Genomic DNA, 15426 nt, shown 5'->3' with positions numbered 1-15426 from the left:
CTGTGCCCATTCGCCCGGCGAGCCCTTTGCGCCACCGTTCGGGCGGCGCGCCTTTTTTGGAAATGAAAATCATTTTCATTAATTACGTAAAAAAATATCCCGCCCCGCCACCATCCGGCAGCGGGATGCGCCACGCAACACGGTGTCCGGCTTGTTATTTCTCGAAGAGAACGTCGATCTGCCGCTGGATTTCCCGCAGCAGAAGTTCCCCGTCCTGGCCTGGGTGCATGGTCAGCCGCACCGGAACCCCGGCGATCAGCAGCATGAGCAGTTCCACTCGCACGGCCGCCTTTTCCGGCGCCCAGCCGGGGCGGAACCGCCGCGTGATGTCCAGCAACTGCCGCCGCACCTTCTCGTCATGCGCCTGCATGGCCGTGGCGATGACCGGGTTCCTGCCCATTTCGGCCATGATGTCGAACATGAGCGCGGACCTGTTCTCCAGGGTACAGTTCCGTATCTGCACGGCCGCCTGCTGCTTGAACGCCTCCGAAATGTCGCCGGTGCTTTCGAGCAGGCGTTCCAGGCCCGCCTGCATGGCGGAAACCTGGGCGTCCACGATGGCGCAGATGATGGCGTCCTTGTTCTCGAAGTACCCGTAGATGTTCCCGATGCTCATGCCGGCCTGGTCCGATATCCGCGCCATGCCCGCCGCGTGGAACCCATGATCGGCAAAGCATGCCTCGGCGGCGTCCAGCAGTTGCCTGCGGCGTGCGTCTGCCCGCGTGTCGTTCTTGCGTACCTTGGGGGTCCGTACCACTCTGCCCACCCGTTTTCTTTATTTTCAAACAATTGCGGTATGCTGCGGGGGAGTTCCCCATTCAGCGGTGAAAAAATAGAACGAACGTTCGTTCTTAGTCAACCGGAAAAATTTCCGCCCTCCCATCGTGCAAGGCAATTCCCCCGGTCCGGCACCAAGGGCAACGGAAGCTCAAAACCCACGCGGAAACCCTTTGCGGCCGCATATCGCCGGACGATCATGTAGTTATATCGAATATTCCATACTCTATGACACTGCATTGCTGTCAATTCTTCCGGCAGCTTCCCCATTGATGCACCCCATTCATCCCATCCGCCCATCTTTTATGAATAATGATAGAGTACCCATGGACATCCCGACATCCCCCAATTCTTGTTGCGCATCACGAAACAGGTCGCGCATATAAAAAATTATTCCCCAAATGGTAGAGGCTGCCCCCTTCCGCACGTAGTATCCCCCACATGTGGCGACAGGCCCTTTTTTTGCCGCAGCAATTGATAACGAATCTCAACACCTCGACAATTCCCCACGAATCCAACCGCCAGGGATTTCCCGGCACTGGCGGCTCAGGGACACGCCCGTGCCGCCCCTGCGGCAAGCCATGCGCAGAACAGGCAAAACCGACGACACGGAAGGACACCATGTATAGCCTCAATACCAGTTCCAGCGATCTTCTGGCAGGCACCCTGGTCGATGTCCTGGAGCGGACGGCCGCGCGCTTCCCCGCGCGCGGCGTGCGCCACGTGGACCCCGCCGGCAGCGAAGAGGAATTCCAGAGCTACGCCGACCTGCTGCTTGCGGGCAGGCGCACCGCGCAGGCCCTGTACCGCAGGGGATTGCGCCCCCGCGACCACCTGATCATCGTCGTCGAATCCTCGCGGCAATTCCTGGAACTGTTCTGGGGATGCCTGTTCGCCGGGGTGACACCCGTACCGCTTGCCAACGTGCGCACCCCCAGGCCCGATTCCATGGAGGCCGTGAAGATCGCCACAGTGCAACGACTGCTGGGCGCGCCCGTGGTCGCGGACGGCGAAGGCGAGCGCGGGTTCGCCATGCTGGCCGAAGTCCTGAAGGAAAGCGGCGCGGCCCTGCTCCCTGCCGGAGACCTGCTGGCCGAGGCGGCCATCACCGGCCAGTCCGCCGCCGAGTTTCACGTCCCGGCGCCCGGCGACATCGCCGTCCTGCAATTTTCCTCCGGCAGCATGGGCGCGCCGAAAGGGGCGCGGCTCACCCACCGCAACCTGTTGGCCAACATCGTGGCCCTGCGCAATCTGGAAGGCGTGGACGAGGACGACCGCATGGTCACCTGGCTGCCCTACTTCCATGATTTCGGACTGTTCGGCTGCCATCTCATGCCCCTGTACGCGGGCATCGACCAGGTGAAGATGAGCCCGTTCCAGTTCGCCCAGCGCCCGTTCCTGTGGATGCAGAAGATCCACGAGCACCGGGCCACGGTCACCTCCACCACCAACACCGGCGTCGAACACCTGCTGTCGTACATGGGGCTGCGGGGGGCACGGCTGCCGGAGGTGGACCTTTCGTGCCTGCGCGTGCTGACCGTGGGGGCCGAGATGATCTCCGCCGCCGCCTGCCGCAGGCTGGAACGGCAACTCGCGCCCATGGGGCTTGCCCGCAACATCATCATGCCCGGCTACGGACTGACGGAAACCACCCTGGTCGCCACCTGCCATCCCAACGGGCTGCCCGTCGAGGCGTATCTCGTCGACCGGCGGTGCCTGGTGAACGAGGGCATCGTCCGCTACGCCAGCGAAAAGACCGACACCACGGCGGAATTCGTCTCCGTGGGCACGCCGGTGGACTTCTGCGAGGTGCGCGTGGTGGACGCCGAAGGGCGGGAACTGCCCCCCGACAGGGTGGGCACCGTGGAAATCAGGGGCGAAAACGTCATCGCCAGCTACCACGAGGCCCCCAACGCCGGCCCGGACGCCAACCGGGAGGCCTTCCGGAACGGCTGGTTCTCGTCCGGGGACGCGGGATTCATGACCGCCACCGGCCAGTTGTGCATCGTGGGCCGCGAAAAGGAGATCATCATCGTGCGCGGGCAGAACTACTACCCGACGGATATCGAGATGATGGCCCTTGAGGGCGCGGGCGACACCTTCCGGCTGGTGGTGGCCTGCGGCGCGTACGACCCGGCGCAGGCGCGCGAAAAGGTGGTCATGTTCTTCGTGCCCGCCGACAGGAAGGCCGACGAGCGCGCCCTGGCCCCTGCCCTGCTGGCCATGAACGAACGCATCGGCGACCTTGCCGGGTTCACCATCGACCACTTCGTGCCCGTGACGCAGGGCGAGATTCCGCGAACCTCCAGCGGCAAGATCATGCGCCGGGTGCTCGCCGACGACTTCGTCTCCGGCGGGTACGCGGAGCGCACCGCCCGGATCGATGCGGCCCTGACCGAACTGGCCCGGCCCGCCAACCCCTCGGACCTGGACCACGACGCCGTGGTGCGCGAGGCGTGGTCGGCGGTGCTGGGGATGGAACCCGGCCGGATCGACCCGCACCGCAGCCTGTTCAAGATGGGGGGCGACTCCATCCGGGCCATGCGCATCCAGGCGCGCCTGGAGGACACCTACCAGGCCAAGATGGAAAGCAACTTCTGCTACCTGTTCCCCACCGTGGCCACCCAGACCGCCTACTTCCGCAACCGCGACTTCAGCGTGGAGCCGCCCCGGAACGAGATCGAGGCCATCCTGCAGAAGATCGTCGCGGGCCGGCTGGGCGTGCGGACGGACACCGTCGGCGCCACCGAAAGCCTGCTGACGCGGATAACCAACGTTTCCGACATGCTGGGCATCATCGAGGACGTGAAGCACTGCTTCGAGGAAGTGCGCGTCTCCGAAGAATTCCTGAAGTTCACCACCATCCGGCAGATGGCCGACCACCTGTGGCCCCGCGTCTTCGAGCCCCAGGCCGACGAGTCCGGAAGTGACGGCGAGCGCTTCCTGCCGCTGATGCACTTCCAGGAAACCCTGTACTTCCACCGCAAGGGGTTCGTGCGCAACGAGCCCAGCGGGCTCAGCTGCTACATCTTCCTGCAAGCCGAAATGACGGGGGAATTCGACCGCGCCACCTTCGACGGCGCCCTCAACTACGTGGTGTCCCGGCATCCGGTGCTGCGCACGGTCATCGACGAGGAGCGCGAACGCCCCCGCATGAAGGTGCTGGACACGGTGCCGCGCCTGCGCACCGCCTACGTGGACATCTCGGACATGACGGAGGAGCGGCAGCGCGCCTACGTGACCCAGCGCGGGCTGGAGCACAACGACCACCGCTTCGACCTCGGCGCGTGGCCCCTGTTCTTCTGCGAGGTGACCCGGCTGGGCCGCAACCGGCACATGTTCATGATGAACATCGACCACCTGCTGGTGGACGGCTACAGCTACATGCAGATCTTCGAGGAGCTCTTCAACACCTACGACAGGATGCGCCTGGGCGAACCGTGGGAACTGCCCGAGGTGCCCATGACCTTCGGCGACTACGTGCTGGTGGAACGCCTGCGCCAGCGCACCCGTGAATACCGCGACGCGCTGGAATTCCAGCTGGACATCTTCCGCAACCTGCCCCCCAAGGCCATGCTGCCTTCGCGGCGCAACCCCGCCATGCTCGACACGGTGCGCTTCGACACCCTGTACCAGACCATCGAGCCGGAGATCATCAACGCGCTGAACCAGGTGGCCATCGAGCACCAGGTCTCGCTCAATTCCGTGCTGCTGGCCGCCTACTTCAAGCTGATGAACATCTGGTGCCACCAGGACGACCTGATCATCAACATGCCGGTGTTCAACCGCGAGCAGTACTTCGCCGGGGCGCGCAAGACCGTGGGCAGCTTCATCGACATCTTTCCCGTGCGGTTGCAGACCCACTTCGAGGAGCCGGTCATCGACATCGCCAGGAAGGCCGAGGCCTTCACGCGCAAGCTGCTGGAGGTGCCCGTGTCGTCCATCGAGCTTTCGCGCAGGATATTCGAGCGCGAAGGGCTGCGGGCCACGTCCATGAGTTCGATCATCTTCAGCAATTCCATAGGGATGTACTCGGGCGAGGTCAGCGGCATGAAGACCGTGCGCCTGAGCACCCCGGAATTCCGCACCGGCGCGCCGGGCACCTTCATCGACCTCGTCATCTACGACTACCGCGCGCGGCAGGACGAGGAGGACGCCTACTACTTCAACTGGAACTACGTGCGCGACCTGTTCGACCGCGACTTCGTCGAGATACTCTCCACCCAGTACCGCACCCTGCTCCGGCAACTGGCCGACGCCCACAGCAGCGGGCACGCGGACGCGCCCTTCACCGGCGAAAACGTCATCCCAGAGAAATACCGCGCGCTGCTCGACGAGGTGAACCGCACCGAGGCCCCCATCCCCGACGACACGCTGCACGGGCTGATCGCGCGCACCGTGGCCCGCACCCCCGACGCGCTGGCCCTGACCTTCGAGGACGCCAGCCTGACCTATGCGGAATTCGACGACAGGGCCGCCCGCGTGGCCGGGCTGCTGGCCTCGCTGGGCGTGGGCAGCGGCGACTTCGTGGCGCTGTTCATGCACCGGAGCATCGAGGTGCCCGTGGCCCAACTGGGCGTCATGAAGGCGGGCGCGGCCTACCTGCCCATCGACATCGACTACCCGGCGGACCGGGTGGCCTACGTGCTGGCCGATTCGCGGACCAGGGTGCTGCTGACCCAGTCGCGCCACCTTGCCGGGCTGGAGGCGCACCTGGGCGGCGTGGGCGCCGTCGTGCTGCTGGACGAGGGCGCGAGCGAGGCCGACGTGCCCGCCGCCCTGCGCGGCAAGGTCGTGCTTCCGGAGGCGGCCTACGCCCCGCGCACCGCCCCGCTGCCCGCGTGCGCCCCGCGCGACCTCGCCTACATGATCTACACCTCCGGCTCCACGGGCAATCCCAAGGGGGTCATGGTCACCCACCGCAACATCGTGAACTTCCTGAACTGGGTGCACCTGGAAATCGGCATCGCCCCGGAGGACAGGCTGGCCCTGCTCACCTCGTACGCCTTCGACATGACCCTCACCAGCAACTGGACGCCCTTCCTGGCCGGGGCGTCGCTGCACATCCTGTCCGAGGAACGCACCAGGGACGTGAACAGCCTGCTGCACTTCCTGGGCGAGCGGGACATCACCTTCCTGAACGTGACCCCCTCGCACTTCTCGCTGCTGGCCGGGGCGCGGGAATACCTGGGCGACCAGCCCATTCCCCTGCGCGACGGCATGCGCATCATGATGGGCGGCGAGATCATCAACACCAAGGACCTCAACCTCTGGCTGCGCCACTACCCCGGCCACCGCTTCATCAACGAATACGGCCCCACGGAAACCACGGTGGCCTCCACCTGGTTCCCCATACCCGTCAACGACGAAGGGCGCGTGGACCTGAACACCGTGCCCATCGGCAAACCCGTGTTCAACACGCGGGTCTACATCCTCAACCGCGACCTCAAGGCGTGCATGCTCGGCGTGCCCGGCGAACTGTGCATCGGCGGCGAGGGCGTGACCAACGGCTACCACGACAAGCCCGACAAGGACGCCGCCGCCTTCGTGCCCGACCCGTACCGGCCCGGCGAGCGCATCTACCGCACCGGGGACGTGGTGCGCATGCTGAACGACGGCAACATCGAATACCTTGGCCGCAACGACCACCAGATCAACCTGCGCGGCTACCGCATCGAGGCGGGCGAGATAGAGTTCGCCCTGCGCGGGCACGACGGCGTGGCCGAAGCCGTGGTGGCCCCCCGCAGGGACACCTCGGGCAGCCTGGTGCTGGTGGCCTTCTACACCGGCCCGACCGATTCGATCGGTTCGACCGGTCCCGTGCCCGTGGCCGACCTGCGCGCCCACCTTGCCCGCAACCTTCCGGAATACATGATTCCCGTGCATTTCGAACACCTGCCCGAAATGCCCTGCACGCCCAGCGGCAAGCTGGACAGGAAGGGGCTGCCCGAGGTGACCATCCAGGCGGGCCGCATCGACGACGCCTCCGACCGTCCCACGACGCCGCTGGAACAGCAGGTGACCCGCATATGGGAGGAAGTGCTGGGCGTGAGCGGCATCGGCCTGAGCAGCAACTTCTGGGACGTGGGCGGCGATTCGCTGAAGGCCATGCGCCTGATCATGCGCATGAAGAAGGAGGGCTTCATCGATTTCGGCCTGCGCGAAGCCTTCGAGTACCAGACCGTGGCCTCCATCGTGGAGCACATCCGCCGCCGTGCCTCGCCGGGCGGGGAAGAGGCGGACATGGTGGAACTGACCGCGCCGCAATTCCCGCTGGCCCGGCTGTTCTGCCTGCCCTACGCCTGCGGCAACCCCACCATGTACCGCGAATTCGCCGCGCACCTGCCCAGGGACTACGGCGTGCTGGCGGCCAGCCTGCCCGGTCACGGCAGAAGCGGCAGCCCGCTGGGCTCCATACCCGAAATCGCCCAAACGTACGCCGGACGGCTGTCCGACCTGGCCCGGGAAACGCCGCTGTTCCTGCTCGGCTACTCGTTCGGCGGGCACGTGGCCTACGAGATCGCCCGCCTGCTGGAGGAACGGGGAACCCCGTCGGCCGGGGTGGTCATCGTGTCCAGCCCTCCGCCGGGGGTGCAGGGCGGGCTGCGGGCCATCCTTTCCGGCTCGGACGAGGACATCCTGCGCCACTCGCGCGAGGTCTACAAATACGACTTCTCCCACATGACCGACGCCGAGCGGGACGACTACCTGAAGACGCTGCGGATCGACACTGCGGCCATGCTGGACTTCACGTTCGGGCCGCAACTGCGCACGCCCGCGCTGGTGGTCGCCGGGCAGGACGAGGAGGACGCCCCCATCCGGAGCCTGGCGGCGCAATGGGAACGCGCCTTCGTCACCTGCCTGCAATGCAACGCGGGCGGGGCGCACATGCTCATCAAGACCCACGCATCGGAACTGGCCGCCCGGACGGCCGAGTTCATCGACGGACTGGCCATCGGGGCCGAGGCCCGCGACTAAGGCCGTCTCGGGGAATCACCCTGAACTTCCGGGTTCCGGCGGCAACGTGCCCTTGCCGCCGGAGCCCAACCGCGCGGCCGCGGCGGGATGCCCATCCCCGAGCCGCGGCCGCGCGGGTACATCCACGTCCGGGCGCCGGGCGGCACGTTCCGGCCATGGCCCACCATCCACCCGGCAACGGCAGGAGAACCCATACGGCATGTTCAGATACACGACCACGGTATGCAGAAAGTGCAACCTCCAGGAAGACCCCTTTCACGGCATCACCATCGATGCCCAGGGGTTGTGCCAGTTCTGCGCGAAACAGGCCCCCCCGCCCCAGCGCGACTGGCCCCGCCTGAAAACCCTCTTCGAGGACACGCTGGCCGGGGTCCGGGGGCGACTGCCCCGCCTGCCTCACGAAGGGCTGGTCATGCTGAGCGGCGGCAAGGACAGCGCGTACATGGCGCACCTGCTGAAGGACGTCTACGGGATGAACCTGCTGGGGTTCATCATCGACATCAATTACGAATACCCGGAAACCTTCGACAACGCGGCCACCATCGCCCGCAGGCTGGAAATACCCTACGTGGTCTACCGGCAGGACCCCGCCCTGATGCGCCGCTACTACCGCTACCTGTTCTGCGAACCCGGCATCCACCAGCAGGACTGCGGGCAGGTCTGCACGTTCTGCGGCCGCTTCCTCATCCGCACGGCCACGGAGTTCGCCCGGGCCATGGGCATTCCGCTGGTGTTCTCCGGGCACAATCCGGACCAGATCCTGCTCATGGGACAGGCCGTGGAACTGGAACCCGCGCAACGGGAATTCATGGAGTTCACCATGGCCGTGGTGGCCGAGGACACGGCAACTGCCAAGGCGGGCTGGCAATCGGCGCACGGGCCGTGCCCGGAAACGCTCTTTCCCGAATCGCTGGCCCCCGCAGGGGTGCAACTGGTCTTTCCCTACCAGCACTTTCCCTACCTGCCGGAAACCATGATGCAGGTGGTGCGCGAGCGGTTGGACTGGACGCCCATCAAGCGGTTTTCCAAGACCTACATCGCCTCGGGATGCCGCCTGGTGAAGCTGTGGTCGTACCTTGCCCGGTGCGGCAACACCAACAGTTACGTGGACTTCGAGTTCAGCAACCAGGTGCGCAACGGCACGCTGGCGCTGGAGACGGTGCGCGCCTTCTACGACCAGGCGGACACCGGATGCGAGGAACTGGCGGAGATCGCCCGCGACCTCGGCATGGTGGACGAGCTGCGGCGCATGCTGCGCGACCGGGTGGGAGAAGACGACGAACTGTACCGCCTGCTGGCGTCATGACCCACGTCCGCTCCGGACGTTCCGCACAGGAGACCCCATGCTTCGCGACCCCTGGTTTCTGGTCCAGCTTGCCTGCGCCCTCAGCGGCTTTCCCGGCGCGCTGCTGTACCGCGCGTATTTCCGGTACCGCGAATCGCTGCGGCGCCGTGGACTGCCGCCGCGCAACATGCTGGCGGCGTTGCACCTCCTGGGCATACCCACCGGGCACGTCTGGCTGGTGATGCCCTGGCTGCCCCAGCCCCGGCTGGGCGCGGGCGATTCCCTGCTTGGGATGTTCACCGCCAGTTCTGCCACGCTGGTCGCGGCGTTGCTGGGGCTGGGGCTGGCCCTGTACGCGGGCGTGTACGTGGTCCGCTTCATGCGCCAGAACTTCGCCGTGACCCTTGCGGACTACGCCGCGCCCAGCACGCTGCTGCGCACCGGCATCTACGCGGAACTGCGCCACCCCGGCGTGGTGGCCATGTTCTACCTGGTGGCAGGGCTTTCCGTGGCCTCCGGCGCCGTCTACACGCTGACCATGCTGCCGCTGTTCGTCGTCATGCTGTGGACGACCACCCTCGTGGAGGAACGGGAAGTGCTGCTGCCCCGCTTCGGCGAGTCCTACCGTGCCTATGCCCGCGAGGTGAGCGGCTTCTTCTGCCCCAAATCCCTTGCCGGGCTGGAGGTGTTCGCCTGCGCGCTGGGGCTCGGACTGTGGGGGGGCCTGTGAGCGAAGGAATGATGCTCCACGGGGCAGTATCCGCCTTGCCCGATGCGCCCCATGCGCACGGTGGTCACGGTGCGCCCGATGCCGCCCCGGTCGTCAGCCTGCGCGGCATCACCCGCAGCTACCCCCAGGGCGAGGCCATGGTGGAAGTGCTGCACGACATCTCCTGCGACGTGCGCCGGGGAGACTTCGTGGCGCTGACGGGCAGTTCCGGGTCCGGAAAGTCCACCCTGCTGCACATCCTGGGGCTGCTGGACCGCCCCACCTCCGGAACCTACCTGCTCAGCGGGCGGGACACCCAGACCCTGGACGACGACGCCCGCAGCGGACTGCGCGGGCGCAGCATCGGCTTCGTGTTCCAGAACTTCTACCTGCTCTCCTACGCCACGGCGCTGGAAAACGTCCTGCTGCCGGGGGCGTACAGCGCGACGCCCCACAGGCAGCTGCACGAACGCGCCCTGCACCTGATGGAGCAGGTGGGCCTTGCCGACCGCATGCACCACACCCCGGCCCGCCTTTCGGGCGGCCAGCAGCAGCGGGTGGCCATTGCCCGCGCCCTGCTGCACGAACCGGACATGATGCTGGCCGACGAACCCACCGGCCAGCTCGACTCCGCCACGGGCTCGGCCATTCTCGACCTGTTCGCGCGGATCAACGGCGCGGGAACCACCGTGGTCATCGTCACCCATGACGAAAAGGTGGCCACGGCCGCGCGGCGGCGCATCCGCATGCAGGACGGCAGGATGGTGGACGCGGCATGAGTGCACGGGACAAGGGCCGCGTTCCGGTGCTGGCCGTGCTGCCGCGCGTGCTGCGCCTTGCGCTGCGCACCATCGTGGTGTTCAGGGCGCGCAGCGTGTTCATCGTGCTGGCCGTGGCCTTCGGCGTGGCCGCGCTGACCGTCATCGTGGCGGCCATGGAAGGAGCGGGCAGGAAGGCCGAGGAACTTGCCGACACCTTCGGCCCCTCGGCCATCTTCGTGGCCGGGGGCAACCTGATGTACCAGCCCATGGGCAACCGCCCGCGCACCCTCACCTGGAACGACGTGCGGCGCGTGGGCAGCGAACTGCCCGGCGCGGTCTCCGCCCAGCCGTTCCTGCTGCGCGAGAAGATGCCCGCCAGCGGCGGGGGCCGACGCCATCTGGTGGCCAGCGTGGTGGGCACCGGGGAAAACTACCGGGCCACGTGGAACTGGCCGCTGGCGGAAGGCGAGGACTTCACCGCCGCCGACGTGCAGGGCGGCGCGGGCGTCTGCCTGCTGGGCAGCATGGTGGCGCGCGGGCTGTTCGGTTCGCGCAGCCCGGTGGGCGACGTGGTGGTGCTGGACCGCGTGCCCCTGGTCGTGCGCGGCGTGCTGCAACCCCGGAACATCGTGGCCGCCGGGGTGGAGCAGGACGACCGCATCGTCCTGCCCGCGACCACCATGGTGCGCCGGTTCAACCTGGACCGCACCTACCTGAACGGCATCCGCATCAACTTCGCCTCGCCCGAGGGGATGGACGGCAACGCCAAGCGGGTGCAGGCCCTGCTGCGCGTGCTGCACGACAGGCAGCCGGACGAGGCCGACGACTTCCTGGTGGTTTCGCCGCTGGTGGTGCTGCGCTTCGTCAGCTTCCTGAAGGGGGGCTTCGGCGTCTTCCTGGGCGTGACGGCGCTGGCCGCCCTGCTGGTGGGCGGGTTCATCCTCGCCAACCTGTTCCACCTGTCCGTGGCAGAACGGCAGACGGAGATCGGCATGAAGAAGGCCATCGGCGCCACCGACGCCGCCATCCTGATGCAGTTCCTGGCCGAAGCCCTGTACCTCACCACGCTGGGGGCCATGGCGGGGCTTGGACTCGGCCTGGTCATCGCGCGGATGCTGGAACGGCTGGACATGCTGACGTTGCGCCTCTCGCCCGCCGTGTTCATGGCCGCCTTCGTCGCGGCGCTGGCCGTGGCGCTGGTCTTCGGCCTGCAACCCGCCCGGCGCGCCGCGCGCATGGAACCGGTGGCCGCGCTGAAGGAGGGGGCATGACCACGCCGCAAACGAAACCGGCGGTAAGGCGGATATCCCTCCTCACGGCGTTCCTTTCACGCCGAGGCAACCTGCGCATCGCGCTGCGGGCGCTGTCCACGCACCGGCTGCGCACCGTGCTCGCCATCCTGGGCGTGTTCCTGGGGGCCTTCATGCTGACGCTGGTGCTGCACATCTCGCAGGCCGTGGGGCTGAAGGTGACCAATGAAAGCAACCGGCTGGGAGCCAACGTGGCGGACGTCACGGCGGGCACGGTGGCCATGACGCGCGGCGACAACAACCGCGCGGGCGGGCGCAACGCGGCCACCCTGACCCTGGACGACGCGCGGGCCATCGAACAGGGCGTCCCCCGCGTGGAACTGGTCGTGCCCTACGCCATGTCCACCAGGCCGGTGGCCAAGGGACGGCGCAACACGTCGTGCCCCGTGGTGGGCGCCGGGGCCGCGTTTCCGGAAATGCGCAACATGGAACTGCTGTGCGGGAGTTTCTTTCGTGGAGGGGACGTGGCCTCCAAGGCCCTGGTCTGCGTGCCGGGGTACGAGATAGCCGCCCGGCTGTTCGACGAACCGGCGCGGGCGCTGGGCCAGCGGCTGCGCTTCGGCAGCCGTGAACTGCTGGTCGTCGGGGTGCTGGCGCAAAAGGGGCAGGACGCCACGGGCGTCAACGTGGACGAGCAGATCTATGTGCCCGTGACCACCTTCATGGAACGCCTGACCACGCAGGAGCACATTTCCGGCATCCTGCTGCGCGTGGCCTCGCGCGATGCGGTGCCCGGCGTGCAGGCGGCGGTGACTACCCTGCTGCGCGCGCGGCACCACCTGGCGCCCGGCCAGCCGAACGATTTCGGCGTCGCCTTTTCCGAGCAGGTCAACGAGTTGCAGGCCAAGGCCATGGGGCTGGTGCGCGTGCTCGGGGCCATCGGAGCCGGGATATCCTTTTCCATCGGCACGCTGGGCATCCTGTCCATCATGACCATCATCGTGCGGGCGCGCAGGCTGGAAATCGGCGTGCGCAGGGCCGTGGGGGCCACGAAACGCAACATCGTCGCCCAGTTCCTGTTCGAATCCGTGCTCATGGCCGGTACCGGGGGGCTGCTGGGGGTGGCGGTGGCCCTTGGCATCGCCTCGGCGGTGTATGCGGCGGGCGTGCTGCCGGCGGCCTACGACCCGCCCCTGGCCGTGGGGGTGCTGCTGGCCTCCGCCGGGTGCGGCCTCATGGCGGGGGCATACCCGGCATGGCAGGCCGCCCGCGTGGACGTCATCCGGACGTTGCGCGGCTGAGCGGGAACAGGGCGGGAAAAAGAAGAAGCCGTTACGGAGCAACTCCATAACGGCTTGATCTTTCTGGTTGCGGGGGCCGGATTTGAACCGACGACCTTCGGGTTATGAGTTTATTAGTCCACGATATTCCTCACCTTTCCCGACCCACCCCAAGCAATCACATTTAAACTATAAAAACAGAATATTGAAGAGAAATATTTAGCTCGGAAGCTCCCTAAACCTTCCCGCGATTTCGCGTTGTCACCCCGCAGGAGGTGGGGCTATAGTGGGGCTGGCTCCCTCTTCGTGAAACATGCCCTTCCCCGCGAGATACCCATGACCACGACGACCTCCACCAGCTACCGCGGCGTTCGTTACCGCGAAAGTCAGACCCGCAAACACGGCTCGAAGCCCGATCGCTATTTCTTCATCCGGTACAAATCCGATGGTAAACCGAAGGAAGAAGGTGCCGGGTGGGCATCCGAAGGCATGACCAGCCAGAAGGCATCTCAACTGCGTGCCAGGATCACGGAGAATATCAGGCTGGGGCGACGCCCGCAGTCTCTCGCCGAAATGCGCGAGATGATGCGCGAGGCCCGCGAACAGGCCGCTGTTGAAGAGCGCCGTGCAGCCCATGCGGCCACAACCTTGGACGAATTCTGGGAGAGGCACTACCTGCCCTCCTCTACCCTGCACAAGACGCCACAGACGATGAGGACGGAATCTGGGTACTACGCCAAATGGATCAAGCCGGTACTCGGCAATTCCCCACTCAGCGCCCTTACCCCACCACTCATTGAGCAGGTAGCCAGCAACGCCATGACCGCTGGGCGAAGTGCGGCCACCATCCGCCACCTGCTGGCCATTATCTCCCAAGTCTGGGGCATGGCCCGGAATCATGAAATCGTGAGCGGAGAGTGCCCCTGCACGCGCATCAAGAAACCTCGCAAGGACAACAGGCGGATGCGCTTCCTGACAGAATCCGAAGCAAGCACCCTACTCGCGGAGCTCAAGAAAAGATCGCAGGACACCCACGACAGCGCCCTACTCTCCCTCTTCTGCGGCCTCAGAGCAGGCGAAATCCATGCGCTCACCTGGACGGACCTTAACTTCACTGCAGGGACCATCTACATCCGCGACCCAAAGAACAAACACAGCAGGCATGCGTACATGACCGACGAGGTCCGGGCGATGCTCACGGAGCGCTCCCAAGGCCCGAACGGCACAGAGTACGTCTTCCCGGCCCAGAACGGCGCCAAACGCAACTGGGTATCCGACACCTTCGAGCGCGTCGTCGAGCAACTCGGCCTCAACGAAGGAATCAGCGACACCAGGCAACGCGTGGTCTTCCATACCCTGCGCCACACGTTCGCCAGTTGGCTCGTGCAAAGCGGCACACCGCTGTATACCGTCGCCGAGCTCATGGGGCATACCACGCTTGAGATGACCAAGCGTTACTCGCACCTCAGCCCCGACACTGTCAGGGCCGCAGCGATGAGCCTGCAGGGCAGACTCAGCCAATAGCCCCCCTCCTCGACTTGCCCACGCGTCTACCCGCCAATTACTAGAGCCTTCCCCTAAAGGGGAAGGCTCTAGCTAGACACACCCAAAAACACCCAACACATTGTTTTTATTAAAAAAACAGAAGAAGCACTCAAACTCATAACGCCAAGCCCTGCCAAGACGTCTAACACACTGAAATTACAGACACAACCAACAGAACCCACGACTCGTCAAGCCTGCCTGCAAGCCTCGACACCGTCAACTCGTCGGTCAAACGTGGCAACATGGCATCACCTGCGGACTACACACCTCCGATCCTTTGCCCCCCCAATTGCTTGTCCGACTCCCCACAGGCAAGACAGGGGCAAGTGAATGCCCCCCGTACGCTCAGCGAGAGGCACGTCCCCCTTAACGCCTTCAAATTTGGAGCACCAGCGGCGTGTAACTGGAGAGCACCGTGGCGCCGGTAATCAGCCGCATGGGTTCGGCCATAGCCTGGGAGACCAGCATATGGTCAAAGGGGTCGTTGTGGTGCTTCGGAAGGGTCGCGAGCATCTCTGCATGCGCACCAAGAAGGGGAAGCTCAAGGAAGCCGCTCTCCCGCGCTGCAGCACGAAGCACGGACAACTCGGCATCAAGTTTGCCGATGCGTGTCTTGCTGGCGATCTCCCACCAAGACACGGAACTGACAAAGACCTCATTCTCATCAGCAAGCAGCAGTTCCCGAACAGGCGCAATGCGCGGGGAATCGGTCAGCGCCCAGAGAAGCGCGTTGGTGTCCAGCAGCAGTCTCATTCCTCGCTCCCTTCAAACGCCGCAAGAAGTTCCGGCGGCAGAGGAGCGTCGAAATCGTCGGGAACCTTCAGTTTGCCCTTCAGAAGAC

At 65.7% G+C, this 15426-nt stretch carries 9 protein-coding genes; 7 read left to right on the top strand and 2 right to left on the bottom strand.

All coding sequences use genetic code 11. The features are described from left to right. Positions 1 to 154: 154 nt before the first annotated feature. Positions 155 to 757: a TetR/AcrR family transcriptional regulator gene (locus tag V6B97_RS04295; RefSeq protein ID WP_333505257.1), complete on the bottom strand. Its 603-nt coding sequence runs from the start codon at positions 755 to 757 to the stop codon at positions 155 to 157. Positions 758 to 1398: 641 nt separating this feature from the next. Here V6B97_RS04295 and V6B97_RS04290 point away from each other — a divergent pair. From V6B97_RS04290 to V6B97_RS04260, 7 genes are all read left to right on the top strand, one after another. Next, the gene (locus V6B97_RS04290) at positions 1399 to 7755 is read left to right on the top strand and encodes an amino acid adenylation domain-containing protein (protein WP_333505256.1); all 6357 of its coding nucleotides are present in this window, start codon (positions 1399 to 1401) and stop codon (positions 7753 to 7755) included. Positions 7756 to 7954: 199 nt separating this feature from the next. After that, positions 7955 to 9061, top strand: coding sequence for a hypothetical protein (locus V6B97_RS04285; RefSeq protein ID WP_333505255.1), 1107 nt, complete (start codon positions 7955 to 7957; stop codon positions 9059 to 9061). Between the two features lie 37 nt (positions 9062 to 9098). After that, complete coding sequence (locus V6B97_RS04280; protein ID WP_333505254.1) at positions 9099 to 9770, top strand: methyltransferase family protein; 672 nt, start codon at positions 9099 to 9101, stop codon at positions 9768 to 9770. Between the two features lie 8 nt (positions 9771 to 9778). Beyond that, a complete protein-coding gene (locus V6B97_RS04275; protein ID WP_442935461.1) occupies positions 9779 to 10528 on the top strand; it encodes an ABC transporter ATP-binding protein in 750 nt (249 codons plus the stop codon). Next, complete coding sequence (locus V6B97_RS04270; protein WP_333505253.1) at positions 10525 to 11781, top strand: ABC transporter permease; 1257 nt, start codon at positions 10525 to 10527, stop codon at positions 11779 to 11781. Before V6B97_RS04275 ends, V6B97_RS04270 begins: the two co-directional genes overlap by 4 nt. Continuing rightward, entirely contained in the window at positions 11778 to 13061 is a 1284-nt protein-coding gene (locus V6B97_RS04265) for an ABC transporter permease (RefSeq protein ID WP_333505252.1), read from the top strand. Before V6B97_RS04270 ends, V6B97_RS04265 begins: the two co-directional genes overlap by 4 nt. Before the next feature lie 315 nt (positions 13062 to 13376). Beyond that, complete coding sequence (locus tag V6B97_RS04260; protein ID WP_333505251.1) at positions 13377 to 14564, top strand: tyrosine-type recombinase/integrase; 1188 nt, start codon at positions 13377 to 13379, stop codon at positions 14562 to 14564. A gap of 396 nt (positions 14565 to 14960) precedes the next feature. On the opposite strand, the gene V6B97_RS04255 is transcribed toward V6B97_RS04260, so the two are convergent. After that, positions 14961 to 15338 carry a type II toxin-antitoxin system VapC family toxin gene (locus tag V6B97_RS04255; protein ID WP_333505250.1) on the bottom strand — a complete coding sequence of 126 codons (378 nt, stop codon included), beginning with the start codon at positions 15336 to 15338 and terminating at the stop codon, positions 14961 to 14963. Between the last annotated feature and the right edge of the window lie 88 nt (positions 15339 to 15426).

Origin of the sequence: Nitratidesulfovibrio sp. 1201_IL3209 (assembly GCF_036763125.1) — a bacterium.
Taxonomy (GTDB): domain Bacteria; phylum Desulfobacterota; class Desulfovibrionia; order Desulfovibrionales; family Desulfovibrionaceae; genus Cupidesulfovibrio.
This window is presented reverse-complemented; position numbering and strand designations above follow the sequence as displayed.